At 63.9% G+C, this 26,485-nt stretch carries 29 protein-coding genes; 17 read left to right on the plus strand and 12 right to left on the minus strand.

The features are described 5' to 3' along the window. Positions 1-102: 102 nt before the first annotated feature. The 4 genes from P0204_RS16765 (at position 103) to P0204_RS16780 (ending at position 2,319) form a co-directional block, all read left to right on the plus strand. Positions 103-855 carry a YIP1 family protein gene (locus P0204_RS16765; protein WP_276223842.1) on the plus strand — a complete coding sequence of 251 codons (753 nt, stop codon included), beginning with the start codon at positions 103-105 and terminating at the stop codon, positions 853-855. Positions 856-942: 87 nt separating this feature from the next. Then, positions 943-1,182 carry a hypothetical protein gene (locus P0204_RS16770; RefSeq protein ID WP_276223843.1) on the plus strand — a complete coding sequence of 80 codons (240 nt, stop codon included), beginning with the start codon at positions 943-945 and terminating at the stop codon, positions 1,180-1,182. Further along, complete coding sequence (locus P0204_RS16775) at positions 1,179-1,832, plus strand: twin-arginine translocation signal domain-containing protein (protein ID WP_276223844.1); 654 nt, start codon at positions 1,179-1,181, stop codon at positions 1,830-1,832. The genes P0204_RS16770 and P0204_RS16775 overlap by 4 nt, the downstream gene beginning before the upstream one ends. A 10-nt stretch (positions 1,833-1,842) precedes the next feature. Then, positions 1,843-2,319 (plus strand): hypothetical protein, encoded by a 477-nt coding sequence (locus P0204_RS16780; protein WP_276223845.1) that lies wholly within the window; start codon positions 1,843-1,845, stop codon positions 2,317-2,319. Between the two features lie 82 nt (positions 2,320-2,401). Here the strand turns inward: P0204_RS16780 and P0204_RS16785 are convergent, their stop codons facing one another. Beyond that, a complete protein-coding gene (locus P0204_RS16785; RefSeq protein WP_276223846.1) occupies positions 2,402-2,974 on the minus strand; it encodes a TQO small subunit DoxD in 573 nt (190 codons plus the stop codon). A gap of 269 nt (positions 2,975-3,243) precedes the next feature. Here P0204_RS16785 and P0204_RS16790 point away from each other — a divergent pair, with 269 nt between their 5' ends. Beyond that, complete coding sequence (locus P0204_RS16790) at positions 3,244-3,549, plus strand: DUF7521 family protein (RefSeq protein ID WP_276223847.1); 306 nt, start codon at positions 3,244-3,246, stop codon at positions 3,547-3,549. A 9-nt stretch (positions 3,550-3,558) separates the two neighbouring features. Here the strand turns inward: P0204_RS16790 and P0204_RS16795 are convergent, their stop codons facing one another. The 3 genes from P0204_RS16795 to P0204_RS16805 are packed head-to-tail and all read right to left on the minus strand — an operon-like array spanning position 3,559 to position 6,899. Further along, entirely contained in the window at positions 3,559-5,943 is a 2,385-nt protein-coding gene (locus tag P0204_RS16795; protein WP_276223848.1) for a heavy metal translocating P-type ATPase, read from the minus strand. Positions 5,944-5,947: 4 nt separating this feature from the next. Beyond that, complete coding sequence (locus P0204_RS16800) at positions 5,948-6,721, minus strand: sulfite exporter TauE/SafE family protein (RefSeq protein ID WP_276223849.1); 774 nt, start codon at positions 6,719-6,721, stop codon at positions 5,948-5,950. Between the two features lies 1 nt (position 6,722). Then, entirely contained in the window at positions 6,723-6,899 is a 177-nt protein-coding gene (locus P0204_RS16805; protein WP_276223850.1) for a DUF8131 family protein, read from the minus strand. Positions 6,900-7,056: 157 nt separating this feature from the next. On the opposite strand from P0204_RS16805, the gene P0204_RS16810 reads away from it, so the two are divergent. Genes P0204_RS16810 through P0204_RS16825 form a run of 4 tightly spaced genes read left to right on the plus strand, consistent with a single transcriptional unit; the run spans position 7,057 to position 11,053 of the window. Continuing rightward, entirely contained in the window at positions 7,057-8,250 is a 1,194-nt protein-coding gene (locus P0204_RS16810) for a halocyanin domain-containing protein (protein WP_276223851.1), read from the plus strand. A gap of 4 nt (positions 8,251-8,254) precedes the next feature. After that, complete coding sequence (locus tag P0204_RS16815) at positions 8,255-8,791, plus strand: cytochrome c oxidase subunit II (RefSeq protein WP_276223852.1); 537 nt, start codon at positions 8,255-8,257, stop codon at positions 8,789-8,791. Next, positions 8,791-10,479 carry a b(o/a)3-type cytochrome-c oxidase subunit 1 gene (locus tag P0204_RS16820; RefSeq protein WP_276223853.1) on the plus strand — a complete coding sequence of 563 codons (1,689 nt, stop codon included), beginning with the start codon at positions 8,791-8,793 and terminating at the stop codon, positions 10,477-10,479. The genes P0204_RS16815 and P0204_RS16820 overlap by 1 nt, the downstream gene beginning before the upstream one ends. Before the next feature lie 22 nt (positions 10,480-10,501). Beyond that, a complete protein-coding gene (locus P0204_RS16825) occupies positions 10,502-11,053 on the plus strand; it encodes a hypothetical protein (protein ID WP_276223854.1) in 552 nt (183 codons plus the stop codon). 17 nt (positions 11,054-11,070) lie between these two features. Here P0204_RS16825 and P0204_RS16830 read toward each other — a convergent pair whose 3' ends face one another. Together P0204_RS16830 and P0204_RS16835 are read right to left on the minus strand one after the other, a co-directional pair. Further along, positions 11,071-11,838, minus strand: coding sequence for a DUF7260 family protein (locus P0204_RS16830; protein WP_276223855.1), 768 nt, complete (start codon positions 11,836-11,838; stop codon positions 11,071-11,073). A 248-nt stretch (positions 11,839-12,086) separates the two neighbouring features. After that, a complete protein-coding gene (locus P0204_RS16835; protein WP_276223856.1) occupies positions 12,087-12,608 on the minus strand; it encodes a phosphopantetheine adenylyltransferase in 522 nt (173 codons plus the stop codon). A gap of 110 nt (positions 12,609-12,718) precedes the next feature. On the opposite strand from P0204_RS16835, the gene P0204_RS16840 reads away from it, so the two are divergent. After that, the gene (locus P0204_RS16840) at positions 12,719-12,868 is read left to right on the plus strand and encodes a DUF7557 family protein (protein WP_276223858.1); all 150 of its coding nucleotides are present in this window, start codon (positions 12,719-12,721) and stop codon (positions 12,866-12,868) included. Between the two features lie 247 nt (positions 12,869-13,115). Here the strand turns inward: P0204_RS16840 and P0204_RS16845 are convergent, their stop codons facing one another. Then, positions 13,116-14,099, minus strand: a complete 984-nt coding sequence (locus P0204_RS16845; protein ID WP_276223860.1) for a VOC family protein — start codon at positions 14,097-14,099, stop codon at positions 13,116-13,118. Positions 14,100-14,191: 92 nt separating this feature from the next. Between P0204_RS16845 and P0204_RS16850 the strand changes: the two genes are divergently transcribed. From P0204_RS16850 to P0204_RS16860, 3 genes are all read left to right on the plus strand, one after another. Then, entirely contained in the window at positions 14,192-14,677 is a 486-nt protein-coding gene (locus P0204_RS16850) for a hypothetical protein (protein WP_276223862.1), read from the plus strand. Positions 14,678-14,925: 248 nt separating this feature from the next. Next, positions 14,926-16,011 carry a D-xylose 1-dehydrogenase Gfo6 gene (gene gfo6, locus P0204_RS16855; RefSeq protein ID WP_276223863.1) on the plus strand — a complete coding sequence of 362 codons (1,086 nt, stop codon included), beginning with the start codon at positions 14,926-14,928 and terminating at the stop codon, positions 16,009-16,011. 319 nt (positions 16,012-16,330) lie between these two features. Further along, positions 16,331-18,508 (plus strand): CDC48 family AAA ATPase, encoded by a 2,178-nt coding sequence (locus P0204_RS16860; RefSeq protein ID WP_276223864.1) that lies wholly within the window; start codon positions 16,331-16,333, stop codon positions 18,506-18,508. A 90-nt stretch (positions 18,509-18,598) separates the two neighbouring features. On the opposite strand, the gene P0204_RS16865 is transcribed toward P0204_RS16860, so the two are convergent. The 3 genes from P0204_RS16865 to P0204_RS16875 all read right to left on the minus strand — a co-directional run bounded on the left by P0204_RS16865 (position 18,599) and on the right by P0204_RS16875 (position 21,826). Next, the gene (locus tag P0204_RS16865; RefSeq protein ID WP_276223866.1) at positions 18,599-19,735 is read right to left on the minus strand and encodes a hypothetical protein; all 1,137 of its coding nucleotides are present in this window, start codon (positions 19,733-19,735) and stop codon (positions 18,599-18,601) included. Between the two features lie 180 nt (positions 19,736-19,915). Further along, entirely contained in the window at positions 19,916-20,620 is a 705-nt protein-coding gene (locus P0204_RS16870; protein ID WP_276223868.1) for a hypothetical protein, read from the minus strand. 420 nt (positions 20,621-21,040) lie between these two features. Next, a complete protein-coding gene (locus tag P0204_RS16875) occupies positions 21,041-21,826 on the minus strand; it encodes a hypothetical protein (RefSeq protein ID WP_276223870.1) in 786 nt (261 codons plus the stop codon). 128 nt (positions 21,827-21,954) lie between these two features. Between P0204_RS16875 and P0204_RS16880 the strand changes: the two genes are divergently transcribed. The 4 genes from P0204_RS16880 (at position 21,955) to P0204_RS16895 (ending at position 25,006) form a co-directional block, all read left to right on the plus strand. Further along, a complete protein-coding gene (locus tag P0204_RS16880) occupies positions 21,955-22,818 on the plus strand; it encodes a hypothetical protein (protein ID WP_276223871.1) in 864 nt (287 codons plus the stop codon). A gap of 129 nt (positions 22,819-22,947) precedes the next feature. Further along, positions 22,948-23,307 carry an Ig-like domain-containing protein gene (locus tag P0204_RS16885; RefSeq protein ID WP_276223873.1) on the plus strand — a complete coding sequence of 120 codons (360 nt, stop codon included), beginning with the start codon at positions 22,948-22,950 and terminating at the stop codon, positions 23,305-23,307. Between the two features lie 139 nt (positions 23,308-23,446). Further along, a complete protein-coding gene (locus tag P0204_RS16890; RefSeq protein ID WP_276223875.1) occupies positions 23,447-23,899 on the plus strand; it encodes a thiol-disulfide oxidoreductase DCC family protein in 453 nt (150 codons plus the stop codon). A gap of 45 nt (positions 23,900-23,944) precedes the next feature. Continuing rightward, the gene (locus P0204_RS16895; RefSeq protein ID WP_276223876.1) at positions 23,945-25,006 is read left to right on the plus strand and encodes an ATP-binding protein; all 1,062 of its coding nucleotides are present in this window, start codon (positions 23,945-23,947) and stop codon (positions 25,004-25,006) included. A 9-nt stretch (positions 25,007-25,015) separates the two neighbouring features. Here P0204_RS16895 and P0204_RS16900 read toward each other — a convergent pair whose 3' ends face one another. After that, the gene (locus P0204_RS16900) at positions 25,016-26,140 is read right to left on the minus strand and encodes a PAS domain-containing sensor histidine kinase (protein WP_276223878.1); all 1,125 of its coding nucleotides are present in this window, start codon (positions 26,138-26,140) and stop codon (positions 25,016-25,018) included. Next, positions 26,068-26,475: a hypothetical protein gene (locus P0204_RS16905; protein WP_276223880.1), complete on the minus strand. Its 408-nt coding sequence runs from the start codon at positions 26,473-26,475 to the stop codon at positions 26,068-26,070. Before P0204_RS16905 ends, P0204_RS16900 begins: the two co-directional genes overlap by 73 nt. Between the last annotated feature and the right edge of the window lie 10 nt (positions 26,476-26,485).

Here is a 26,485-nt window from a genome sequence, read left to right on the forward strand (position 1 = left end):
CACACGCCCGGGACACGACGACAGGTTCGCGTCTCGCCGTCGCCTCCCGTCCCCGCTACCGGCGACAAAAGACATATGCGACGCCCAGTCGCTGGTTGGGACATGGCCCCGCGTACGCCCCTCCTCCGCCCCGACAGCTACTTCGCGAACCGTGAGCTATCGATCGCTCGGGCGGCCGTCCTCGGCGTCCTGTTGACCGGTGCCGCGGTCGCGTTCGTCGCCGGGCTGGGGATGGTGTTCACCGAGAAAGTCGACGGCACCGTCACGGTCGACAACCCCGACAGACCGCCGGAAGGGTTCTGCGAGTCCGGGATGAACGAGACGTTCGACGACATGAACGACAACCTGACCGGGACGAACGGGACCGGATTCGACTGTAGCCAACCCGCCCGGATCGAGCGAAACGTCGACACGATCCTCCGGCAGGCGATCGGCCAGATATACCCCGCGATGGTGATCGGCTTCCCCATCGTCATCTTCGTCACGGCTGGCCTGCTCCACGCCGGAACGGCGATCTGTGACGCAAGCGGCGGGTTCGCCCGAACGCTGACCGTGACTCTCTGGGGGATGACGCCGTTTATCGTCACCACGCCGGTCGCGTTGGGGGCGCTGTGGCTGCTGATGGACCCAGTCACCGTCTCACCGGGGGTCGCCCCGCAGGCGCTGCAACAGTCCCTCCTCGATAGCCTCCAGCCGTGGGTCCCGGTCGCGCTGGCGCTCAACCTCGTGGGGTCGCTGTGGGGTGCAGTCGTCTGGACCTTCGGGCTCGAACGCGCCCGTTCGGTCACGCGCGGCCAGGCGGCCGCGGTCGCTGGCTTCGTGACCCTGCTACTCGTCGTCCTCGGGCTCCTGTGAGCGTCGGGTCAGGAGCGACGCCGTGGGAGCGGCCGGTCGGTCCCGCCCGACGTTTATACATAGTGGATGTCAACGTCGGGCACGCAGATGTTCCAGACCATCGTGGTTCCCACGGACGACGGCCTCGGTGCCCGGCAAGCGGGCAGTCACGCGGGGCCGCTGGTCGACTGCTATCGGGCGGCTGCCAACGCACCGGCTGCCGTCCCGGGAGACAGGGGCGTCGACCGGTATTTTCCGGGGGTCGTGACCGAGAACCTCGCCCGAACCGCCTCGTCTCCGGGACCATCGGTCCGCACCTCGGGCGACAACGCGGAGGGCGGAGTATGAATCCATCGACCTCTCGGATGGACCGACGTACCTTCCTTCGATCCGGCGTGGCAGCCGCGGTCCTCGGACTCGCCGGCTGTGGGGCTCGGTCGGGTGGTTCCGCCTTCGAGGAGGGGTTCGAGGACGGAGTCGGTCAGTGGGACTCGGCGGCCGCCATCGGTCCGGAAGTGGCCATCGACGAGTTCGAGTGGTCGGTGGCGGTGACCGACGAGCGGGCCGCGAGCGGCCAACAGAGTCTGGAACTGTTCACGGAAGGCGATTACGACGACGGGACCGCCTGGGTCGTCCATCCGGTTTCGGTGCCGTCGTCGGGTCGGTACCGGGCAACCGTTACGGCCTCGTTCTGGAGCGAGTCGGAGTCGTTCAACACGCTCCGAAACGCCGTGATGTGCCTGGGGACCGATCGCCCCGAAGACGAATCCGACTTCCCGGACCCCGGCGTGAACACGACGACGCTGGGTGAGGTACCGTACGGCGGGCTCCGCGAACCGCTGCACCTCGCCGAAGGGTGGCGCGAGTACCGCTTCGAGTGGACAACACCGCCGCTGTCGACGGACACGCTGTACGTCGCGGCTGGGACGAGCGTCGTCTGGGAGGCCGACGCGACCCACTACCTCGACGACCTCACCGTCGACCTCACACCACGGTGAGCCGGGACCCATGACGGTCGGTGCCGACCTCCGTCGATCGAACGTCCCCGTCGCCGTCGCGTTCCTGCTCGGACTGGTTGCCCACGCTGTCGACCAGCTACTGTTTCTCCGTGCTGGACCGATCCCGATACTCGTCGCCGGCCCCGTCGTCGCCACACTCCTGTTCGCCCGCGTCCGACCTCGGACGCCGCCGCTCCAGACGGTCGGGCTCTTGCTCTGGGGCGCTGCCGGCTCGGGCATCGCCGTCCTCCTGGTGTACGTTCAGGCGGTCTCCATGGAACTACCACGCCCGCTCTCGGGGACCGAGATGGTGCTGTTCGACGTGGGGATGTTCTGCTGGTTCGTGGGGGTCTTGGCAGCCGGCTACGCTCACGCCGCAGGCCAGCGGCCCGACCGTGCAGTAGCCCTCCTGGCGGTGCTTCCCATCCTGCAGGCCGCCTACGTGCTCGGTCTCGGGGTGTTGGTCGTCCTGGGGGTGTACGCCTGAAAGAGCGGATATTCCCCTCGAATGACTGGATGGCGAAAACACACGCCCTCTGACACTCCTTCGCCGGGCGGTACCTACCGGCTCAGCCCAGCAGGAGTTTGAGCCACTCGTTGTCTCGTACCACCGACAGCTCTTCGATGTAGCTGTCCAATCCGAGGATGCGTCCAGCGCCGAACGCGCCGAGCCCGAACAGTAACACCGCGTAGACGATGTGATCGTCGACGACCCAGCCGTGTGCGACCGGGAGCCCGGCCAACAGTCCGCCCTGTAGTGCCGCGAGCCAGTAGAACAGCATCATTACCGCGCCCCAGAACGCGCTGAACCGGACGAACGCGCCCACTAAGAGTGCGAGTCCGGTCAGGGTCAGCCCGAGCATGTTCAGCCAGTCGATGACCGGCAACCCCGCCATCGAGGCGAAAACGCCGGTCAACGGGTTCCCCGCCGGCACTGCGTTCTGCAGGAAGCCTGCTGCTGTCCAGTTGTTCGACGGGTCCGCGTCGAGATACGTGACGAGTTTCGTGATCCCGCCCTGGAACAGCGTCCAGCCCATCACGATCCGCATGAAAAACAGGGAGTAGCCGATCCAGGTCTCCGAGTAATCGAACCTGACGTTGCGTCCGAGCATCTCCGACTGGAGCGTCCGTTTGGTGCTCATACACAAATATTGATCAAATGAATATATATCCGTTTGGGGTATTATTCATTTCCGAGAATTCGAGCCCGGAACTGATTCTCGTGACGGTCTGTCCTCTGCCGCGACGCGTCTGTGGGCGGGTCAGTGTGGTTCCCAGCCGCTGGGAACCTCGGGCTCGATTGAAGACATCACTCACGAAAGTTCCTACTAGACCGTCGCCCTCAACCCGCCGCTCGCCCAGTGTACGGGCCTGGCCGACAGCCGAGGAATCCACACCCGCATCCAGAGCAATGATCCCTACGACTACCTCGACGGTGTTGCTCGTCGTCGTGACCGCCGTGACGCTGGTCGTCGGCGGCAGCATCGCACGTCTGGCGTATCGCGCGGCGCGTCGGACCGATTCGGAGCCGCTCAGGCTGTTCAGCTACGGGTTCGGTAGCATCGCCGTCGGGCTGGCGGCGAGCGGTTTCGTCTCGCTCGTGACGACCTGGTCGACTGGCGAGGTCCTCATCGTCCAGGGAGTCTTCGTGCTGATCGGACTCGCTTTCCTGGTGCGCTCGCTGTACGTCGGGGGACAGAACCCGACGAGCACGTGAACGACCCGCTCAGTCGGCCTCGGCGGCGACGGCTCCCGTCGGATCGGTGCCCGCAGCGTCGGCGGCGGTGCTGTCGGACCCAGTCGTCAGGCGTCTCGCGGAGTTTCCGACGACCAACAGGCTGCTCGCGGTCATGGCGAGCGCGGCAAACAGCGGGTTGAGGACGCCGGCGAGCGCAAGCGGAAGTGCGACGGCGTTGTAACAGAACGCCCACGCGAGGTTCTGGCGGATCCGCGACCGCGTCGCGGCGGTGAGATCGAACACCGACGGGACCTGCCTGAGGCTGTCGGTCGTCACCACTGCGTCGGCGGCCTCCGCGGCGAGTCGGGTCCCCGACTCCAGTGCGATACCCAGATCCGCGGTTCCCAGTGCTGGCGCGTCGTTCGTCCCGTCCCCGACCATCGCGACGGTCCCGCGGGACTGGAGGCGCTGGATCACCTCGGCTTTCGCTTCCGGCGGGACGCCGGCGAACACCTCGTCGACAGCCTCGTGTTCGCGGAACCCTTGGGCCGCCTCCGGGCTGTCGCCGGTGATGACGACGACCTCGTGGTCGACGGAGAGCGCGCGTACGACCGACTCCCAGGCCTCGCGTGGCCGGTCGCCACCGACGACGACGTCCCGAGCGCGTCCGTTCCAGCCCACGAGCGCGGGGACGTATCCGTTCGAACGCGCGCGGTCACATCGATCGCGGAGTTCCGCGGGGACGGTCAGCCCCTCGTCCGTGAGCAGCGAGGGGGTGCCGACGACGACGCGCTCGCCGTCGACGGTCGCACTGACGCCCCGTCCCGGGTGGGTCTCGAACCGCTCGACCGTCGCGTCGGGGGCCGATGCCGCGTCCGTGATAGCAGTCGCGAGCGGGTGGTCGGCGAACTGCTCGACGGCAGCGGCTCTACGCATGACGCGCTCGTCGGCTCGCTCGACGAGTGACACGTCGCCCGTCGTCAGCGTGCCGGTCTTGTCGAAGGCGACCACGTCGGCTTCCGTCGCCGTCTCGAACACCGACCCGTCGGTGATGACGACGCCGTCGTCGAGGGCCTGTCTCACGCCGGCGGCCGTCGCCAGCGGCGTCGCTAGCCCGAGCGCACAGGGACAGGAGACGACCAGTATCGCCAGCCCGGTCAACAGGGCGTCGGTGGCTGTCGTCCCCGCAAGGAGGTGTGCGCCGGTCGCGACGACCGCCAGGACCACCACGAGCGGGACGAACACCGCGGCGATCCGGTCGACGAGCCGTTGCACGTCGCTCCGGTCGCTCTGGACCTCCCAGAGGAAGTCGGTGAGCCGGTCGACGGTACTCCGTGCGTCGGGGCCGACCGTCACGACGAGGCCGCCGTCGGTGACCATCCCGCCGCCGATTACTTCGTCGCCCGGCGTTTTCCGGACCGGTAGCGACTCGCCGGTGACCAACGACTCGTCGACGGCCGCGGTCCCCTCCAGGACGGTTCCGTCGACCGGTAGCCGCTCGCCGTCTCCGACGACCACCTCGTCACCGGCCGCGAGGTCGCCGACACCGACCGTCTCGGTCCCATCGGCGGTGCGTCGGCGAGCGGTGTCTGTCCGTTGTTCCGTGAGTTCGGTCAACCGCCCGGCAGCGGCCTCCCGGACCCGGTCCTGGTAGTAGTCGCCGACCGAGACGGCCACGACGATGACCGTCGCCACGTCGAAGTACACCTCCGTGTGGCCCAGCAACAGCGCGAGGACGCTGTAGCCGAAGGCCGTCGCCGCGGCCATCGCCACCAGTAGATCCATGTTGGGGTGGCCGGCCCGGAGGCTGACGTACGCGCCCCGGAGGATCGGGAAGCCGGTGTAGCCGACGACGACGGCGGTCATGACGGCGGTGTTCCACAGCAGATACGATCCGGCGGGACCGGTCAGATCGACGAACAGGAGATCGGAGCCGAGACCCAGATACGCCGGGTAGAGAAAGAGGACGTACCACAGCATCGTCATCATCCCGAAGAACCCGCCGACCAGCAACCGGCCTTCGAGTTCGTGTTCGTCGTCGGTGCCCGCCTCGGCAGCAGTGGCTTCGTACCCAGTGCCTTCGACGACCGCGGGCAGTTCCTCGGCCGCGACTCGGTCGGGATCGTAGGTGAGTTTCATCGTCCCGGTCGAGTAGCTCGCGGCGGCACCGGCGACCCCCTCGTGATCGGTGGCACGGGCCTCCAGGAACGTCTCGCAGGTCCCACAGTGCATCCCGTCGACGGAGAGATACGCCGTCTCGCCCTCGGCGTCGTCGGGATCAGCCCCCGTTTCGACGTCGGCGACGCTCCGGTCGGCCGGTTCGTCGAGCGTTCTCGCCACTTCCAGACAGCCCCGACAGCAGAACTCGCCGTCGACGCCGCTGTCGGTGACGGGCGGATCGGCGGGCAATCCACAGAGCGGACAGGTCGTCATTGTCTCAGGTCCATGGCATCGGCAGGGCTGGGTTCGGGATCGAGACGCCGAAGACGCCGAGGCCGTTCGAGAGGGGCACCAGCGCCAGCACCAGGAAGACGGCCCCGAGGACGCGGTGGAGTGTGGCTCTGCGTGAGGGGGATAGCGACCCGAAGGCCGTCCCGTAGGCGAACACCAGCGGGATCGTTCCCAGTCCAAGCGCCGCAAGCGAGAGCCCGCCGGTCACCGCCGAACCGGTGGCGAAGGCGTAGAGAAACGCCGGGTAGAGCAACGGACACGGGAGCAACCCGTGCATCGCACCGAGCGCGACGATCCCGGGGCCGTCGACCCAGGCGTCGACACGCGCCACAAGTACCGTCGAGACCCGACGGAAGAGGCCACCGACGACGGGGATCGACGCCGCGAGATCCACCGCGCTCCCGCGCGTGAGATAGCCCAGCCCGACGGCGAGGATACAGAGTCCGACCGCGACACCGACGACGCCGCGAACCGCCGTCCCGAGTCGGGCGAGTCCGGCCACGTCGAAGAGGACGCCGCCCGCGGCACCCAGGACCACACCGACAGCCGTGTAGCTGCCTGCCCGCCCGACGTTGAAGAGGGCCTGTTGCCGGAGTTCGTGCGTCGAGACCGGGCCACCGTCGTCCAGTCGCTCGGCGTAGGTGGTTACGAGCGGGCCACACATCCCCAGACAGTGGACGCTCCCGACCAGTCCGAGACCGGCGAAGGCCGCGATCCCGACTGTCTCGCCCGCGGTCAAGCCGGCGGTCAGTGGCCCCATCTCAGGCGGGCTGGCCCTCGTGGGGTGCGGTCATCAGGAAGAGGCTCGCGGCGATGATGACGACGCTCACGAGCGACAGCGCGACGATCGTCCGACCGGTTCCTTGGAGATAGTACGCGACGGGTGCCAGCCCGACCAGGGCCAGGACAGTCACGAGACGCGGACTAGATCCGGACATACTCGCCCCTAAGATGGAGGGAACATAAAAACGATAGGCCCGTTCCTGCCGGCTGAAAAGGCGGGAGGTGGTTTTTTGTACTGGTCCTGATGGCGTCGACTATGGGCAGAGGAACTGCTGGAGATTCACACGGATCGCGACAACAGGAGGGGTCGCGATGGCGCTGAACCGGCGCCAGTTCGTTCAGACCGCGGCCGCTGCTGGGGCGCTGGCGGGAGCCGGGACGGCGACAGCACAGGAAGAACCCGACTACGGCGGCTGGTTCGACGACGTCTCGAACTTTGAGGGGACCGTCGACAGCCGCGGGCAGGACACCGTCGAGATCACGGTCGGCGCGGAGGGCAACAACGGCGCGTACGCCTTCGACCCGCCCGCGGTGATGGTCAGTCCAGGCACCGAGGTCGTCTGGTCTTGGAACGGCGAAGGTGGCGGCCACAACGTCGTCTCCGACGGGGACGGGCCGCTAGACTCGGGCGATCCGGTCTCGGAGGCCGGGACGACCTACAGTCACACCTTCGAGAGCGAGGGCATCTACAAGTACGTCTGTACGCCCCACGAGGCCCTGGGGATGAAAGGTGCCGTCGTAGTTCGGCCCGGTGGGTCCGGCGGCTCCGGTGGCGGCGATCAACCGACCGGCCCGCCGGCCGACCCCGACTACGGCGGCTTCTTCGAGGGGGTCTCGAACTTCGACGGCGAAACTACCGACCGAACCGGCCAGGACTCGGTCGAGATCACGGTCGGCGCGGAGGGCAACAACGGCGCGTACGCCTTCGACCCACCCGCAGTCCGGGTCTCGCCCGGGACGGAGGTGGTCTGGAGCTGGACCGGTGAGGGCGGCGGCCACAACGTCGTCTCCGACGGGGACGGGCCGCTGGACTCGGGTGACCCGGTCTCGGAGGCCGGGACGACCTACAGCCACACCTTCGAGGAGACGGGGATCTACAAGTACGTCTGTACGCCCCACGAGGCCCTGGGGATGAAAGGTGCCGTCGTCGTCGGCGCGCCTCCGGACAGCGGCGGAGGCGGCGGTGGCGGCGGCCCGAGCGTCGAAGTGTCGGGGCCGCGGTGGCTCTTTACCGGGTCGATCATGGCGGCGTTTTTCGTACCGTTGCTGTACGCCACTGTATCACGCCGCCGGAAACGACAGGGACCGCCCTCGGTCACCGACGAGGACGGGCGGGCAGTCGTCGAAGAGGCTACAGAGACAGCTCCGACGACGGAGATCGGACACGACGAGTACGACCCCTGGGGGACGGCCGCCCTGGTGGCGTTTTACTTCGTCCTCATCGCCGTCCTGTGGGTGTTCATGTACTTCGTCGAGTTCCTCGGCCGCGTCTCGGTGATCGGGTGATACCATGCAGGTCCACAACTTCGAGAAGGTCTGGCTCGGTGTCGCGCTCCTGTTGATCGTCGGCTTCATCGCCACCATCGCCTACGGTTCGGTCGGCGCTGGCATCTCGATGGTCGACGACAGCGGCGGAACGATCAGCGCACAGGCAGTCCAGAGCGGCGAGACTGGCACCGGCTTCGACGATCCCGGCGTCGTCAAACAGAGCGACGACCACTACGTCGTCTACGTCGTCGCCCGCCAGTTCCAGTTTAGCCCCGGCAGCGGTGACAACCCCATTCGGGTCCCGGCGGACGCCCGGATCACCTTCAAGGTGACCAGCGCGGACGTCACGCACGGGTTCTCGATCACAGAGACGAACATCAACACCATGGTCATCCCAGGACAGGTCGCGGAGGTATCGGCACGGTTCGACGAGACGGGCACGTACGGGCTCGTCTGTCACGAGTACTGTGGGGCCGCCCACCACACGATGGGTGGATCCGTCGAGGTGGTCGCCCCGTCTAACTACACTGCACAGCAGTCCCAGGAGGTGAGCGCCTGATGGTTTACGTCGACGAGTACCCGAAAACGTCGAAGCTCGTCCGGAGCGAGTTCATCGTCGCGTTCGGTGCGCTCGCGATCGGCGCGATCTTCGGCGTGATCCAGGCGCTCCACCGGACCGGCGTCTTCCGCGGGTTCGTCAGCTCGGCGGACTACTACACGCTCCTGACGGCCCACGGCGTCCTGCTGGCGCTCGTGTTCACGACGTTCTTCATCGCCGGGCTGTTCAGCTGGGCGGTCTCGAACAGCCTCGAACGGGAACTCCCACACCGCATCGCCTGGGCCGCCTTCTGGGTGATGCTCGTCGGGACAGTCATGGCGGCTGTCGCCATCATCGGCGGGCTCGTCGGCGCGCCCAGTATCCTCGGGCATTCGCTGCAAGCCGACGTGCTGTTCACGTTCTACGCGCCGATGAAGGCACACCCGGCGTTCTACCTGGGGGCGGCACTGATCATCGTCGGTTCCTGGGTCGCCGGCGGGGCCTACTTCAAGTCGCTGTGGGAGTGGCGCTCCGAGAACCCGGACGAGCGCATCCCCCTGCGGACGTTCATGGTCGTGACGACGATGCTGATGTGGTACATCTCCACCATCGGCGTCGCCGTCGAGGTGGTCGTCTTCCTCATCCCGTGGTCGCTGGGGCTCATCCAGAACGTCGACCCACTCCTGACCCGGACGCTGTTCTGGTACTTCGGCCACCCGGTCGTCTACTTCTGGCTCATGCCGGCGTACCTCGTCTGGTACACCGTTCTGCCGAAACTGGCCGGTGGGCGACTGTTCAGTGACCCGCTCGCACGCGTGGTGTTCGTCCTGTTCCTGTTGCTGTCGACGCCGGTGGGCTTCCACCACCAGTACGTCGACCCCGGCATCCCGGAAGGGTTCAAGTTCATCGCGATGACGAACACGATGTTCCTGCTGTTGCCGTCGCTGCTGACCGCCTTTACGGTGGTCGCCTCGATGGAACACGGGGCGCGACAGCGCGGCGCGACGGGGTACCTCTCCTGGCTCCGCAACCTGCCGTGGGGTAATCCCGCCTTCGCCGGCTGTGCGCTCGCGGGCCTGATGTTCGCCGCCGGCGGGTTCTCCGGGATGATCAACGCCGGGATGAACATCAACTACCTCATCCACAACACGCTGTGGGTGCCCGGCCACTTCCACCTGACCGTCGGCACCGCCTTCGCGCTGACGGCGATGGCGATCAGTTACTGGCTGGTCCCCCAGATCACCGGCAAGAAGCTCCAGCGGCGCTCGCTCGCGGTCGCACAGCCGTACGTCTGGTTCATCGGCATGACGCTGATGTCCAACGCGATGCACCGGGCCGGCCTCGCGGGCATCCCGCGCCGGACCGCCGAACCGACCTACGACGAGTTCGCCTTCGAGGGCGTCGCCGGCACGGTCGGCGAGATGCGGATACAGATCGCGATCGGCGGGTTCCTGCTGTTCGTCGGTGCCGCGCTGTTCCTGATCGTGATGGCCGAGACGTTCCTGGCCCGGCGGGGCGGAACCCTCTCGGTCAACGGGACGCTCCCGGACCCGCTGTCCGGAGCCGAACACAGTCCGCGCATCCTCGACAACTACAAGCTCTGGACGGCGATCGCGCTGGTGCTCATCGTCATCGCCTACGGGCCGCCGCTGGCGAGTATGATCGCCGACGGCATCACTGCACCCGGTAGCCCGCCGATCCCGGTCTGAGAACCGCACAGTTTCAGTATCCATGCTCGACGATATCGACGGTCCCGAACAGACGACACTGGTCCGGACACTGATCGTCCTGGCGATCGCGATCCCCGTCCTCATCGAGGTGGTGACCTTCGGCAGTCTGGTCAGCCACTCGCTGCTGGGTTCCGGGGGTGACGGGGCGACCGCCACGGCGACCACGCCGACCGTAGAGATGGAGGGTGCCGGTGTCGGCGACGATATCCTCACCGGGACGCCAGCGGTCGAGCGGATCGACCGCGCTGCCGTCGTCACCGGCGAGGACGGCTGGCGGTTCCTCCTGACAGTCTCGGTCTCGAACCCGACCGACCAGCCCTACGAACTCCGACTGCGCGCGGTTCAGACCAGGGACGGCGCGACGGTTCCCGGTAGCGCGACGACTGGGACGGTCCCGGCCGGTGGCAACGGAACCGTCACCGGGGCGTGGGTACTTCCGAAAGGCCACCAGCCAGACGCCGTGAGGGCGACGGCGGTCACACGGAACGACACCGGGACCCGGACAACGAACGACACCGTCGATCTGGGATCGATCCAGGTCTCGAACGGCTGACTCCACTCACCCGGTTTTCACCGGAGACATCGCTCGCGCTGTCGCCGGATCGTTCCGATGCAGTCCGTGATCTCGGCCAACGCGGGACAGGTCTCCGCACGATCGTCGTAGAGGAACCCGACCAGACTGTCGGCGTCGACGCCGGAGAGGCGGCCTGACGAACGCCGGTGGAGGAGCCGTTGACGCTGTGTCGCCAACTGTTCACAGTCCGCTTCGAGGCGTTCCAGTTCCGCGTCGTACTGCCCGAGCTGGGCACTTTCGGTCGCGTCACCGATCGATTCGCCGATGACTGCAGCCCGGGATTCGATCTCGGAGAGTGTCTCCCGTATCTCTTCGAGAGCGGCACGTTCGGTTTCGAGCCTCTCCCCGAACTCCTCGCGTTCGGTCATCGCTCGTTCCCCGGCGGCGATAATCGTCTCTCGAAGAACGGGCGTCAACTGCTGGCCGTCGAGGAGCTGTGTCGCGACCGCCGTGCCGAACTCCGCGGCCAGGCTCTCGGCCAGTGACTCCCCGTAGACGGTTTCGTAGTGTGGAACCGCCATAACCGTCTCCTCGTACGCGTCGCGGACCGACCGCAGCCCGTTCGACTGGAGCTGTTGTCCACCGGTCGAGACGGCCATCGTGTCACCGCCGACTGCCGTCCCGTGGGCTGTCTGTTCAGGGCTCAGCTCCCGCGTCCGTGTCGTGAACCGACTGAACGCCTGCCGTTCGTCGGCCACGTACGTGATCTCACGGTCGACTGTCTCGATCGCAGTTTCGATCCGGTTGTGGGTCGTTCGTGGCATGGGCATTGTCCGATCGGAGCGCAGTTTCCGAAGCTCCGGGGCACCCCGAAGGGCGTTACGAACGACAACTGCGGGGACATCGTTGTTCGTTGCTATGTGAGCTATATACCTCCCCATGGAGATACGTAGTCAGGACGATGCCGACCGTTCGGACGACAGGGGACGCTTAACCTGGGTCCGACAGGCGGAATCACTCGGTGTGAGCGGGTCTGGATCGAATACGGTACCGTTTCGTGGAACTGGTGTCGTCACTCCGACCGCAGTCGTCCGTGCACGTCGATCTCGCCGTTCCGAACCCGCGTGCTACTGATCCGCGTGCCGTCTTCGGCGACGATAAAGGGTGGCGTGTGGATCTCCAGGGGGTCGAGATCGCTCTCGACGCGGCGCTCGTTGAGTTCGTACGCCCGCCGCTGGGCCTTCGCCTCCGGGGAGACGATCAACGCATCGAGGTCCGATCGCGTTGCGGCCGGACCCAGCGGCGACGAGAGTTCGACGATCTCGAAAGAACTCGTGTAGGCGGCGCCGATCCGATCCAGTTCCGCTTCCAGCGCATCGTAACGGTCGGCGAACGAACCGAGCGTGTCGGCGTGGTCCGGATCGCTTCGCGTCTGTCGGGCGAGTTCGGTCCCGGTGAGGCCGACGACGACGTGGCCCGCTCCCGGCCCGTCGTGGCTCGCGGTCTGAAACGCCTTGTGGAGCAAGGCTCGATGCCCGTTGTGGATCGGAGTGAAGGTTCCACCCAGGATCGCAGTCCGCTCGGATGCGCCCATGTTCGCTGCTTGACGGCGATCGACGTATGTGTATCGGCGATCTCGGCCCTCCGACCCTGGTCCCCGACCGATATATATATTCGCGTCCCATCAGTCCCTGGTGGGAGAGCATGACTCACACGATAGAGATCAGTGACGAACTCAGCGAGCGGCTAGAGCGACACCTCGACGAGGACGAGACCTACGAGGAACTCATCGCGGAACTGGTTTCGATGTACGAGACGGAGGGAACGTTCCTCCAAGAAGGGTACTCAGAGTAGCCTCGCAAGCAGCGACCACACTGCCCTCGATGTGGGTCGAGCGGTCGAGAGCGTCTCCGTAGATGCGACTACCCGTTCCGCCTGTGTGGGGGTGTCCGGGGCGACAGCCCGACGAACGGATCGTGCGTCCAGAGACACACCTCTATCGAAGTGTATTCGCCGTTCCCGTCCCCGGGTACGAACGGTCCGTGGACGGTGCAGCGGGGAGTCCGCGGTGGCTTCCCAGTGGGTGTAGTCTGGTTCGGTGTCAGTCGTCCGCGTCCGCCTGTTCGGCCCGCGGAACCGTGACGGACGTGAGCTGTGATTCGATCTCGTCGCGCCGGTCCCCGAACGATCCCGGAAGAACGAGCCGTTCACCCAGCTCCGACAGCGGTTCGTCGCTCGTGTATCCGGGTCCGCTCGTCGCGAGTTCGAAGAGGACGCCGCCGAACTCACGGAAGTAGACGGACCGGAACCAGTGACGGTCGATCTGCTGTGTCGGGCGGAGTCCGAGCGACCTGACGGCGTCTCGCATCTCCATCTGGTGGTCGTCGGTGGGCGTCTGGAACGCGACGTGATGGACCGTTCCGTGACCCTGCCGACCGCCTTCGATGGTCGGCAACACGTCGACGTACTTGCCGACTGGTCCCTCGGCGGCAAAGCGTGTCCGCTCGTCGCCAGGGGTATCACCCGGCGACGATTCGGTCCCGACCCGCTCGAACCCCATCGTCTCGAGCAGGTCCTCTGTCTGCTCGGGATCGGCGAGCCACAGCGTCACCGAGTGGAACCCGCGGATAGCGGCCGATTCGGGGACGAACTCGGTCCAGGGAACTGTCGGATCGTCGTCGGGGAGCTCTACCGCGACGAGTTCGATGGGCAGTCCGTCCGGGTCCCGGAACGGGAGGACCGTCTCGCCGAACCGCTCGATCCTGTCGTCGTACTCGACACCGTAGTCGTCGAACCGATCCTCCCAGTAGTCCAGGCTCCCTTCGGGAACGCGGAACGCGGTCCGTGAGACCTGTCCCGAGCCGACCTTCCCCTGTGAGATGTCTTCCCAGGGGAAAAACGTCATGCTCGTCCCGGGTGTCCCCTCCGCGTCGGCGAAGAAGAAGTGGTAGGTCCCGTCGTCGTCCTGGTTTATCGATCTCTTGACCAGGCGCAGCCCGAGTGTCTCGACCCAGAAGTCGATGTTCTCCTGCGGGTCGGATGCGATACAGGTCACGTGGTGGATTCCAGGTGTCGGCTCTGTCATTACCCACCGATACGGGATGGAGGTACTTGAGTCCGTGCTGGCACGAGTGTTACCAGGGTGGGTCCGTGTCCTCCGATGAGCGATGCCTTTTCATGTCAGTGAAAAATACAGTGTGCCATGGTGGCATCCGAGCAACGGGGTGGAAGGACGCCGAGGCCGGCGTTCGCCCGGCCCCGGAGAGTACAGTTCACGACGAAACCACCACGACGGAGGCGTCGACAGTGATTCTCAGGCTGTTGAAACTCCCGTTCCGGTTCGTCGGGTTCCTGGTCTCGCTCGTATTCGTCGGGGGGATGCTGGAGTTTTTCGGCATGATCCTGTACCTCCAGTGGCGCGACGAGGCGGCACTCCGGGCGCTGACGGCCGACGGTGTCACGCCCCCGGAGGTCGCCGCGTTCGTCCTCGCCAGCCCCGATCGAATCCTGGTCGCGGCGGTCCTGGCCGTCGTCTCCGTCGGTTTTGTCCTGACGAGCGATTCCGGGGGGAGTCGCCACGCCGATGGGGGATACGACGACGATGGCGGTGGTGTCGGCGGGTTCGGCGGCGACGGCGGCGGGGGTGACGGAGGTGGCGAGTAGTGAGAAGGCGGCAAAAACTTCGGGGGAGGTCCCCGCGTGCCTCTGACAGGTTCGTGGATACAGCAGGTCCGGTCCGGTTACTGTACCCAATAGGACCTACAGGGTCGACAGGGAAAAACAGATTGGCTGTGTTACACTTCTGCAACACCGGTCGGGTCCTCCGGGACGGGCACGACCGAACATACCGGAGTGGACGGGCCGATCCGACACTGCCCCCAGTTTAATACTGTGGGATGTAACCGTGTTCCATGGAACTGGACGCGTTGACCGAGGGGTTCACCCGACGGGACTGGCAGACTGTCACCGAAACCGACGATCCGGTCCGCTTCGCCATGATCGGCCTCGGGTGGTGGACGCGGGAGCAGGCGATGCCAGCAGTGGCTGCCGGCGAGCTCTGTGAGACGACGGTACTCGTCAGTGGTGACACCACGAAAGCCCAGTCGGTCGCGGCCGATACGCCGACTGTCGAGCAGACGCTGACGTACGACCAGTTTCACGACGGCGAGGCAAGCGACGCCTTCGACGCCGTCTACGTTGCCACACCGAACGCGCGCCACCTCCCGTTCGTCGAGACGGCTGCGGAACTGGGGAAGGCGATTCTCTGCGAGAAACCGATGGAAACGACCGTCGAGCGTGCGAGACAGATGGTCGCCACCTGCGAGACGCACGATGTCCCGCTGATGATCGCCTACCGGATGCACACCGAACCGGCGGTTCGCCGGGCCAGGGAGCTCCTCCGCGAGGGGTACGTCGGCGAGCCGGTGGTCGTCCACGGCAGTATGACCGAACCGATCCTCGACCTCGTTCCCGATCCCGATCAGTGGCGTCTCGACGGCGATCTCTCCGGTGGCTGTGCGGCCATGGATCTCGGGATCTACCCGCTCAACACCGCCCGGTTCCTGTTGGAGGCCGATCCCGTCGCGGTCTCGGGAACCGTCGCGTCGGTCGAGGAGGCCTTCGCGGACGTACCCGACGAACACGCCACCTTCCAAGTCGAGTTCCCCGGACACACCACCGCCTGCTGTACGGCCAGCCAGAACGCCCACATGTCGAGTCATATCCGGGTGACCGGTACCGCCGGCGAGGTCCGCGTCGAACCGGCCTTTTACCCCTGGGACGACCGACAGCTCCACCTCTCTCACGGCGACGGCGAGATCACCGTCGACTTCGAGCAGGTCGATCAGATGGAAACGGAGTTCGAGTACTTCGCACACTGTGTGCTGACCGAGACCGATCCGTTCGCCGACGGCGAGCACGGGCTTGTCGACATAAAGACGCTGAAAGCCGTCTACGAGGCCGCCGAGACCGGCCGTCGGGTCGCAGTCGGCGAGTGACGCTCCGTCGGCACAATACTGCCACCGTCTCACCGCCGTTTAGGGGAGGTTGCCCCTGACCGACCCCCTGCTCATAGTAGTATAGCTATACGGTATAGCCACTCTATATCACTACGGAACTACGAGACTGAGCCGCTCCGGGCGGGTCCGGTTGCCCAGCGCCGACGCTGGCCGATCGGTCCCGTCTTGGCTCCCCGCGCGGGGGCCGGCACAAACTTATTCCAGTTGCCTCCGAGTAGGCGTTTGGAGCCCCAGTCTCGTATTCGTCTCGACGACCCGGATCCGTTCCCTTCGAGCGCAGACTGGATGGCCACTCAGTATGAGATTACTTGTCAAACCGCTCGATAGGCAGAGTGCGGGGAAGGGTATCGCAGCGATCGATCAGGAGGCGATGTCGGAACTCGGGATCGAACCCGGGGACTTCGTCACCATCGAAGGCGAAGACGGAACCGCAGTCGCCCGTGCCCGGCCCGGACAGGCCGGCGAGCGACAGCGCGGGATCGTCGGTATCGACGGACAGACACGCAAGACGATCGGGGCACGGCTCGATCAACTCGTTTCGGTCGCGGAAGCCGACGTGGAGCCAGCACACACGCTGTCGATCGCACTCCCCGACGGACTCCAGATCCGTGGCGACCTCGCTCCGTATCTCCGTAAGAAACTCGTCAACCGGGCGGTCCAGGCGGGACAGACCGTCCCGCTGGCACTCGGACTCGGCTCGGTGATGGGGCGTGCGAACCGCCGGATTCCGATCCGCATCGTCGGCACCGACCCCGAGGGGACCGTGATCGTCACGCAGTCGACCGACGTCGAGGTCGTCGAGCAGTCGGCCGAAGCCGTCGATGCCGACCGCGATGCCGAGACGGCCGACGGCTCGGAACCGCCGAGTGTCACCTACGAGGATGTCGGTGGTCTCAACGACGAACTCGACCAGGTCCGGGAGATGATCGAACTCCCGATGACCCATCCCGAGCTGTTCCAGGCACTCGGTATCGAGCCGCCACAGGGCGTCTTGCTCCACGGGCCGCCGGGGACCGGCAAGACGCTGATCGCGAAGGCGGTGGCCAACGAGATCGACGCCAACTTCTCGACGATCTCCGGCCCGGAGATCATGTCGAAATACCACGGCGAAAGCGAGGAACGCCTCCGTGAGGTCTTCGAGGAGGCCGGCGAGAACGAGCCGTCGATCATCTTCATCGACGAGATCGACTCCATCGCCCCGAAGCGGGACGACACCCAGGGCGAGGTCGAGCGCCGGGTCGTCGCGCAGTTGCTCTCCCTGATGGACGGACTCGAAGACCGCGGCCAGGTGACCGTCATCGGGACGACCAACCGCGTCGACTCGATCGACAACGCACTCAGGCGAGGCGGCCGGTTCGACCGCGAGATCGAGATCGGTGCTCCCGACACCGAGGGCCGTCACGAGGTCCTCCAGATCCACACCCGGGAGATGCCCATCGCCGAGGACGTCGACCTCCAGCAGTACGCCGACAACACGCACGGCTTCGTCGGGGCGGACCTCGAAAGCCTCGTCCGTGAGGCGGCGATGAACGCGCTCCGCCGAGTTCGGCCCGATCTCGACCTCGAAGGCGACGAGATCAGCGCCGAGACCCTCGAAACGCTCGAAGTCACCGAGAGCGACCTCCGGTCGGCGCTCCGGGAGATCGATCCCAGCGCGCTCCGGGAGGTCTTCGTCGAGAAACCCGACGTGACGTGGGACGACGTGGGCGGCCTCGCGGAGACGAAAGAGCGGCTGCAGGAGGCCATCGAGTGGCCCCTCGCCTATCCCGACGCGTACAAGCAAGTCGATCTACAGTCGACGAAAGGCATTCTCCTCCACGGACCGCCCGGGACCGGGAAGACGCTCCTGGCGAAGGCCGTCGCGAACGAGGCACAGTCGAACTTCATCTCGGTGAAGGGGCCGGAACTGTTCGACAAGTACGTCGGCGAGAGCGAGAAAGGCGTCCGGGAGATCTTCGAGAAAGCGCGCTCGAATGCCCCCACCGTCATCTTCTTCGACGAGATCGACGCCATCGCGAGCAAGCGGGGTAGCGGTGGCGGGGACAATCAGGTCGGTGAACGCGTCGTCTCGCAGTTGTTGACCGAACTCGACGGGCTCGAAGAACTGGAGGACGTCGTCGTGATCGCGGCCACGAACCGGCCGGACCTCATCGACGACGCGTTGACCCGTGCCGGCCGGATCGAACGGAAGATCGAGGTCGGTGTGCCCGACGAGGAGACCCGACGCGAGATTCTGACGATCCACACGCGAAAACGGCCGCTGGCCGACGACGTCGATCTCGATGCGCTCGCCGCCGAGATGGACGGACTCGTGGGGGCCGACGTGGCAGCCATGTGTCGCGGCGCGGCGACCGCTGCCGTCCGTGAGCACGTCCGATCACAGTCCAGCGACGAACCGACAGCCGTCGAGGACATCGTCCTGACACAGGCGCACTTCGAGTCGGCACTCGAAGAGATCACCGCCGACGGCGAGTGAACAAGGCGTCGGTCCGTTCTCGTTCCGTTTCCTCCGCGTTTCCGGCGTTCCAGGAGTGCCAATCCACCTACCGAGCTATCGAACGCTAAATCACTCTACAATATCACGTCGTAAGATACCGTCCCGAGCGAGTGGTGCGATCTGTCCGACGACGATAGAGAACTCGTTTTGCCGTATGGGGAACGATTCCTGGAAGTTATCGGGGCCTACTGTCGAGCGTTCCGAATGAGGGAGCGAAGAGAGATCTCGGGTTATTTCGGTCGTACCCGAACCGTCGATGGCCTCAAAATCATCGGCATCGATTTCGTACAAGTAGTCGCGAGTCAAACTCCCCCCGAAATCAGTGTGGAGGTTCACGTACTGGGTTGGCTTCTCGGATTCGATCGATACTTCGGCGGAGAGCTGTTCGAGCTGAACACCTTCGTCGCTCGATCGGGCTGTGAAATCAAACGATTCGATCGAGATATCGGGATACGGTAGGTGGAGATAATATGTTTCCTGCTCTGTTGTCATCGTGACCCGAGCTTTCGTGACCGGGTACCGGAGATAGGCCGGAGAGAGTTCCTCATACGGAAGTACGATCGTATTATCCTGGATACTCACTGCCGAGTTCGAGCTGATCAACTGGTTCTTCGTGATGTTTACTTCTCGGATCTCGCTCGAGACGGGAAGGGTGAACTCGAGTCCCGCAGACGTTTCCTCTCCGGGAACCAGTTCCCGCCAGTCATCCAACGCCGGTTTGAACGGCTTCGAGGGAGGATTGAAATTGTTGTTGTACACAGCTTGCAGGTCACTGACCGTTTGATCGGATGGGAGCAACACGTGCAATCGGTAGTGATCTGACGCTGATACCTCGCCCTCACCCCGTTCGAGTTCGGGATTCGAATAGGACTCCACCCAATACCGCTCAAGACATGCACCCAGCCACCCATCGAACGTGCTCGTGTAGAGATCGATATCTCGCCCGCCGATATTCTGCTGTCCTGTCACCGATACCACACTGTCGTCATCGGCAATGACCATCTCTTCCGGTCGAAACGTCACTGGCTGATCGTCTTCCGCAGTTTCAGCCGACTCCACTGTGTCGACCTCTGTGGCATCGTCGACGGTCGGTGGGTCCGGATCCGTTACCGACTCATCTTCGCCGCTACATCCTGCGAGTACAACTGTTCCGACGAGACCACTCGTTCGAATCAACTGGCGCCGTGTATACGATTTCCGTCCCATCGAGACAGATTACAAGTCCCGTTGAAAGAACACTAATCTTACCATTCCTGCAGAAACCCATCGAACTTCTTGGACTGTAGCCCTCGGGTAATCGAGTGCGCAGACCGACCGCGGGAGTCAGCGAAACAGGCGCCTGGAAACCCTGGTTGCTTTCTTCGTTGAGGACTCACGGACGAGCGATCACCGGCCGACGACCCCGTACGACCACGTCGGGGGACCCTCTTTGATCGTCCCAACTAGATCGGGAATCTCGGCTTCGAAGAGGAGTGCTCGCCCTGCCCGTCGAACCGTCCGATACTCGACGGCGATCGGTGTGAATCGCGCAGTCCCCTCGTCAGTTGTGAACTGGATGCTGCCGTCGTCGACTCTGAACCGTTTCGCAGTCTCGGCTGCCCTGTCCGGGTCTGGATACGTAGCCACCACTGTCTTGGTTTGTGCCTCCAGATCAATACCGACCGACTGCGACCGCGGAGCCGTTTCGGCGTCTTCGATGTAAGCCGGCCCGTATGTCGTCACGATATCCATCTTCTCCACGTGTCTGACTGGGTGGTTCTCCAGATTGCGTTCCGTTCCGGCCCGCTCCAGCGCCTCCTGTAGATGGTAATCACTCTCATCACCTGTTAGTTCGCCATCCGAGCCGACAGCGGCAAGCAAAAGCCCGTCCTCGATTACCACAACTCTCTCGATCAACTGTCCGTTATCGGTGATTCCCCCTCCACCCCCCTCCAGCACAGTCATGCCGTTTACTTCCCGCGCGTCCGCTCCGGTTACGTCCAGCAGGCGTTGTTTCAGCTCTGCCTTCGAGGAGGAGTCCGGAAGTTGAAATACAGCCAGATGGCGCTGTTCCTCTGCTTCCCCGGTCCTGTCGATCGTGAGCGCGGCCATGGCGGGAATATCTCGACTATGGTGCCATCCGCTTCCTTCGTTCCCGACGACAAACGGTTTGCCGCCAGCGACCACGTCCTTTGGAATCAGTGGTAAACGCCCCTGTTCATTCACGTACGCTGTGGGCGCAGACAGCCACGAGACAAACTCGGACCACGTGACACCGTCCATCGTTTTCACGTGGTTATAGAGGTCGTAGGGTTCCGCATAGCCGGACGAAATCCCGGGACCGTTTTCGGACGGTTTGATCCAGTTCGAACTATGTAGCGTCACGTCGCGTTCTTCCTCATCGAACGCTCCCAGACAGCCCGTCAAACTGGCACTCGTGACTGCACCACCCAACGTGCGAAGCACTGCTCTCCGATCTATATGGGAAGTATCAGACATTCTATTGGTCATTGATTGATAACCACAAGGTAGTCATTGGAACTCTTCCTCAACCCAAGACGGCCGTGAAACAACGGTATTTCCCAGTTCTTGGACCTGGTATCTTCTGTTTTCAGCTGTGCTCGTCTCTCCCGATGACGACGTTCTCACTTGGATCTCTACAGAGCGAGATACACTCTCCGGGTCAACTATGAGTGACCCACTTGACCCCGTAACGGTGTCGTCAAAGGCATCTTGGCTTACGCTCTCTATCTCGAATTCAACAACTGCCCGACCACTACGATCGGTTGCTTGGACCGGAGCAAACTCTGAAACTTCGAGAATATTTTGGAGAAAATACCCTCGGATATGTTTGATGATATTCGCCCACAAAATCTCCTCATCACCAGGCAGATCTTCTCTATAATAACTGTTCGATGCGTGAAAGTCGCTGAAAGATCGCTCTGTCTTTCCGGTGTAGTATTCGTACCCACTATGTGTCTCGTATTTTATATATAGCATCCCCTCATCGAGAAGCACTTCATTGGCGAAATCAGCGTCCCCGACTTTCCGGTAGTGACGACTGTCCTGGAGACTGCTGTGAAATCGTAATGTCGTCCCATCATGCTCTAGTTTGACATCGTACCCATTGTTAGCCAACGCAGTACGTGTGGAACCGACAATGGTAGCGGGATCAGTGATCCCGTCTTGCGAGGTCCCAGCGGGATACTCTTCTTCTGAAATATTTGGGCCTCCAAGACTGGCACATCCTGCAAGCGACGCACTGACAATGCCAGCACTTGATATGACAAACTCCCTTCTGGAAATCCTGTTGGACATTTATCTATTTACTCCAGTCATCGTGCTACCTCGTTGATACTCGATCTGATAAAATATTGGGATATACCGATACAAAAATTGAATGGATACGGTAATTATATTACCTAACAACATATTAGCTCTTCCGTGTGAACGTTAAATCGGTTCTCTCGTGGGTTGGGAGTCTCTTATTGCTCCTCCTCGGCGTTGTGTTTCTGTTCGGTGCCCCACCTGTTGGCGTTGTTCTCGTGTTGGTGGGGCTGTACTTCCTTCCGGCAGTGCAGTTTGACTTCCAGATCGCGGAGGCACTGTTCTGGCTCGGCGGTGTGGTGTTAATTCTACTGGGACTCCTGTTCGTGAGTTCGACGGTAATCGGCGGTGTATTGGGTATCCTAAGCGGGCTGTTGGCATTGCCGCCAGCTAGAGATCGATTGACGAGTCGGTTTGAAATCAGATTTGAACGGGCGGTCATGGCTACTGTCGTCCTGCTCGTCGCAGGGGCGTCGTTCGGTGCCATTTACCTCCAAGAAAGCCAGTCAGAGCCGCCGACGATCAAACAGCATGATACAGGTGAACAGTTTACCGTCGAGGGAACTGCCAGCACTGTTGGATTCACGGTTGAGAAAGTTCGAACAGTCCCGACACTCCAGCCAGGTGAGGAAGACGGCTCTCCCGGTGAAACAAACCTCCTCGTCGTCGTTCGAATGGAAAATCGGGGGGAGGAACCGGTCACTGTCTGGAAAGACGACTTGGCGGTCGTAACCGAAGACGACGAGGTGTATCAATCGGCAAGTGAGGTTTCCAGCGATATTCCGTCGGACGGAGAGTATACGGGACTGTCAGTCGGTGAGGTGAGCCCGCGGATCGAGCCTGGCGGAGAAATCCGGCGTACATACGTCTTCGAGACCACTGAAAGTGGCACGTATCTGTTCACCGTATCGACCGCCGAACAGTTCTCACCCGCTGCGAACCACTACGTCCCGATCGGCCGAGTCGAAATCGAAACAGAGTGATCTGCCCTTCGCCAAACACGACGCCAGTCTGAAGACCGACTCCAACCGAACTGTGACGGACTGTAAGTGGCTCAAATCAGTCTTGAACCCTTAGCCGACTATAAGTCCGCGCTGTCCGTCCTCCGCAGTATGCCCGGATTGCCCTCCATCGACGTCTCGGGTAGTCGACCGGTTCTCGGATCGACCACGGTGTGGCGCCGACGCCGCGAGGACCTGTCCGTCCACAACGACAGTTCGGAGACGGCCCACGAAATCCGGATCACCGTCACGGACGACGGCGGCGTCTGCCACGAGGAGACGTACCGACTCAACCCCGGCCAGAGCGGCTGCTCGCTGGACTTGCTCTCAGACGGTCGTTACACTGTCACGGTGACACTGGACAACGACACGGAGACCACTGCAACAGTCCGCGTCGGCGACACCCCGGCCCGGACGATCGTCGTGAGGCTCACCGACGACGACGTGACAATCGAGCAGGGCCACGAGTAGCGGTCGAGACCGTTCTCCCGACGACCGACGGGCTGGTATCGGCGGCCCCGCCACGCTACCGCTGCCTGCTGGCACCGTCGGAATAAAGGGGCCGAACGACCAATACCCGTATATCTCCGAGACAGACGACTCCCGATCGGTGGCCGAGGCCAGCGACGAGGATCACGGCCCGGTCCTCCTCTTCGACGGCGTGTGTAACCTCTGTAACTGGCTCGTCCAGACGATCGTCCCCCGGGACCCCGAGGGTCGGATCAGTTTCGCGTCACTGCAATCGGAGTACGGGACGCGGGTCCGAGCGTCCCACGGCCTTTCGACGGACTCGCTCGACTCCGTCGTCCTCGTCGATGGCGAGCGGGTCTACACGAAGTCACGGGCCGTCATCAGAGTCCTGGAGCTGCTTGGATGGCCGTACCGGCTCGCTACTGTCGGCCGACTCGTTCCCGTCCGGATCAGCGATTTCGTCTACGATCTCGTCGCCGACCGTCGCTACGAGTGGTTCGGCCGGAAAGACCAGTGTATGGTCCCCGACGACGACATCAGTGACCGGTTCGTCGGCGGCACCGACTCTCCCCGGTCCCGGTCGGGATCGTAGGTCGGTTCCACAACAGCTAAGCAGGATTGACTTATCCGTTGAAATATGTCCTCCGGCTCTTTCCGATCCTCCTCGCCAGCCCTTATCGCCGGAGTCGGTGTCCTGTTGCTCGTCGCTGCCATCACCCATCACATTACGGAGTTGTTCGTTCTCGACACCGCCGTGGGGCCGATCGCTGCGCTGGTGTTGGATGTCCCCGCAGCGGTGGGACTGACCTACGCCGGCTACTGGTTGTCGCGGACGACCCTCGATCAACGCGAACGCTGGACGGTGTGTGTCTGGTGTTTCGCCGGTGTCATCCTGTTCGTCGCCGTCATCGGAGCGACGCTCGGCATCCAGTTCATCGAAGGGCGGACGGTCTCCGAACCCGGCTTCTCGCTGTTGATCGCTGCCGAGGCCGGTGGCGTCGCCGGCTTTCTGGGGGGCTACTACAACGCCCGTGCTCGGGCGAGCGCACGCCGTGCCACTACCGCCAGAAACGCGCTCGGGTTCGTCAACGAGCTCATCCGACACGACCTCCGGAACGACCTGAACGTGATCCACGGACACGCGGACCTGCTCGCCGACGCCGACCGGAACACGAACGAACCGGGTGATCCAGCGATCGTCCGTGAGAAGTCCATGGAGGCCCTGACCCGGATCGAGACCAGTCGAGCGATCGCTTCGACGCTCCTCCATGACCCCGAACTCGACCCCGTCGATGTCGTCCCGATCGTCCGTGAGATAACGACCCAGTTCGACGACGCTTTCCAGGCGACGGTCACGGTCGATCTCCCGGAGTCGGCGGTCGTCTCGGCGAACGCCGGTATCCGCTCGGTGCTGGACAATCTCGTCGAGAACGCGATCGAACACAACGACTCGGCCGAGCCGAGAGTCGAGGTAACAGTCCACAACGAGCCGGAGACAGTCACGATCACGGTCGCCGACAACGGCCCGGGGATCGACTCGGTGGGGCAAGAACAGTTGTTGAACGCCGATGCCGCCACCGGTGGCGGCGGTCTCTCGCTTGCTGCGACGCTCGTGGAGAACTTCGGCGGCGAGCTCGACGTTACCGAGTCGCCGTTGGGCGGGACCGCTGTCGAGGTGACCCTGCCGACCGCCGAGTGAAGCTCCGGTTCACTCCACAGCCGTTGTTGCAGTCGCGAGCGGGAGCCGAACGACGAATTCGGCACCCTCCTTGCCGTCGGTGACCTGGACTTCGCCGCCGTACTTCTCGACGAGGCTGTCGACGAGGTACAGCCCCAGCCCGGTCCCGGAACTCTCCAGGCCCTTTTCGCCGCGGCCGAAGATCTCGGTTTTGCGTTCGTCCGGGACGCCAGGCCCGTTGTCGGCGATCCGCACCTCGGCGAAGTCCTCGTCTGTCGTCGCGGTGACGGTCACTCTGGGGACCTCGGAATCGTTGTGCTGGATGCCGTTCGCGATGATGTTCCGGAAGACCGAAGAGAGCATCTCGTCCGCGATGACTTCCGCCTCCGGGATGGTGTCGGCGATAGTGACGACCGCCCTGTCGTATGCCGACCCCACCTCGTCGACCTGTGCTTCCAAGGCGGGGCGAAGCGACATCGCCGTCAGCTCCTCGTCGCCGCTCAACATCGTCTCGGTCAGGTCCCGGGCTTGCCGCGTGAGGTCGACGACGTGTTTACCGCTTTCGGCGAGGCGTTCGAGGTACTGCTGTCCCTCCTCGTCGACGTACCCGCGCAACACGTCGGCCATCCCCAGGATGACCTGCATGTCGTTTCGGATGTCGTGGCGGGTGACTTGGTTCAGTATTTCCAGGTTCCGTGTCTGCTCGCGGAGTTCGGTTTCACGGCGTTGTTGGAGCGTCACGTCCTGAATGACACCGACGATTCCACTGAACCCGTCCCCGTCGTAGCCGCGCCGCTCGACGACGATGTCCCGGTTCCCGTTGGCCAGTTCGATCGTCAACTCCAGTTGTTCGGTGCCACCACTGGCGAGCAACTGTGCGTCGGTGGTATCACAGACCCTTGCGAGATCCGGGCGGAACTCCGCGGTTCGCTTGCCGATGATCGCGTCTCGATCCCGCTCGACAAACGACACGAACTCGTCGTTACAGACCACGTATCGACCGTCAGCGTCCTTGAGAAACGTTGGGTTCTGGACACAGTCGATGACGGCGGCCAACCGCGCGTCGGCGTGTCGGCGGGTGATCAGTTCCTCCCGGAACAGATCGACGAACGGGGTCTCCCGTGTCCTGTCGTTGGCTCTATCCGTCGCCTCCATCGACGACGCGACACGGGTCGGGCCTCCGTTTGGCGGATCGCGTTCGACGTATCCGACGGCACCGGCTTCCAGGCTATCGACCACGTCTCGGGTGCCGTCTCGCTCCCTGCGATCAGAAGCACCGCTCCGACGCTGGCGTCCAGTTCTTCGACGGTCTCTGGGACCTCGACCGCCAGCGTCGCGAGATCCAGGACGGCGACACCGACGTCGATCTCGGTACCGACGACGTCGTCGACCGTCTCGGCCTGTCCGAGTTCGATCTCCGCGACGTGCGCCTGAATCCGGTCGACGTACTCCTCGTCGTGACTGAAAACGACTGCTTGGCACCCCTCCATAGTCCGTACA

The sequence above is a fragment of the Haloarcula halophila genome (assembly GCF_029278565.1).
GTDB lineage: Archaea > Halobacteriota > Halobacteria > Halobacteriales > Haloarculaceae > Haloarcula > Haloarcula halophila.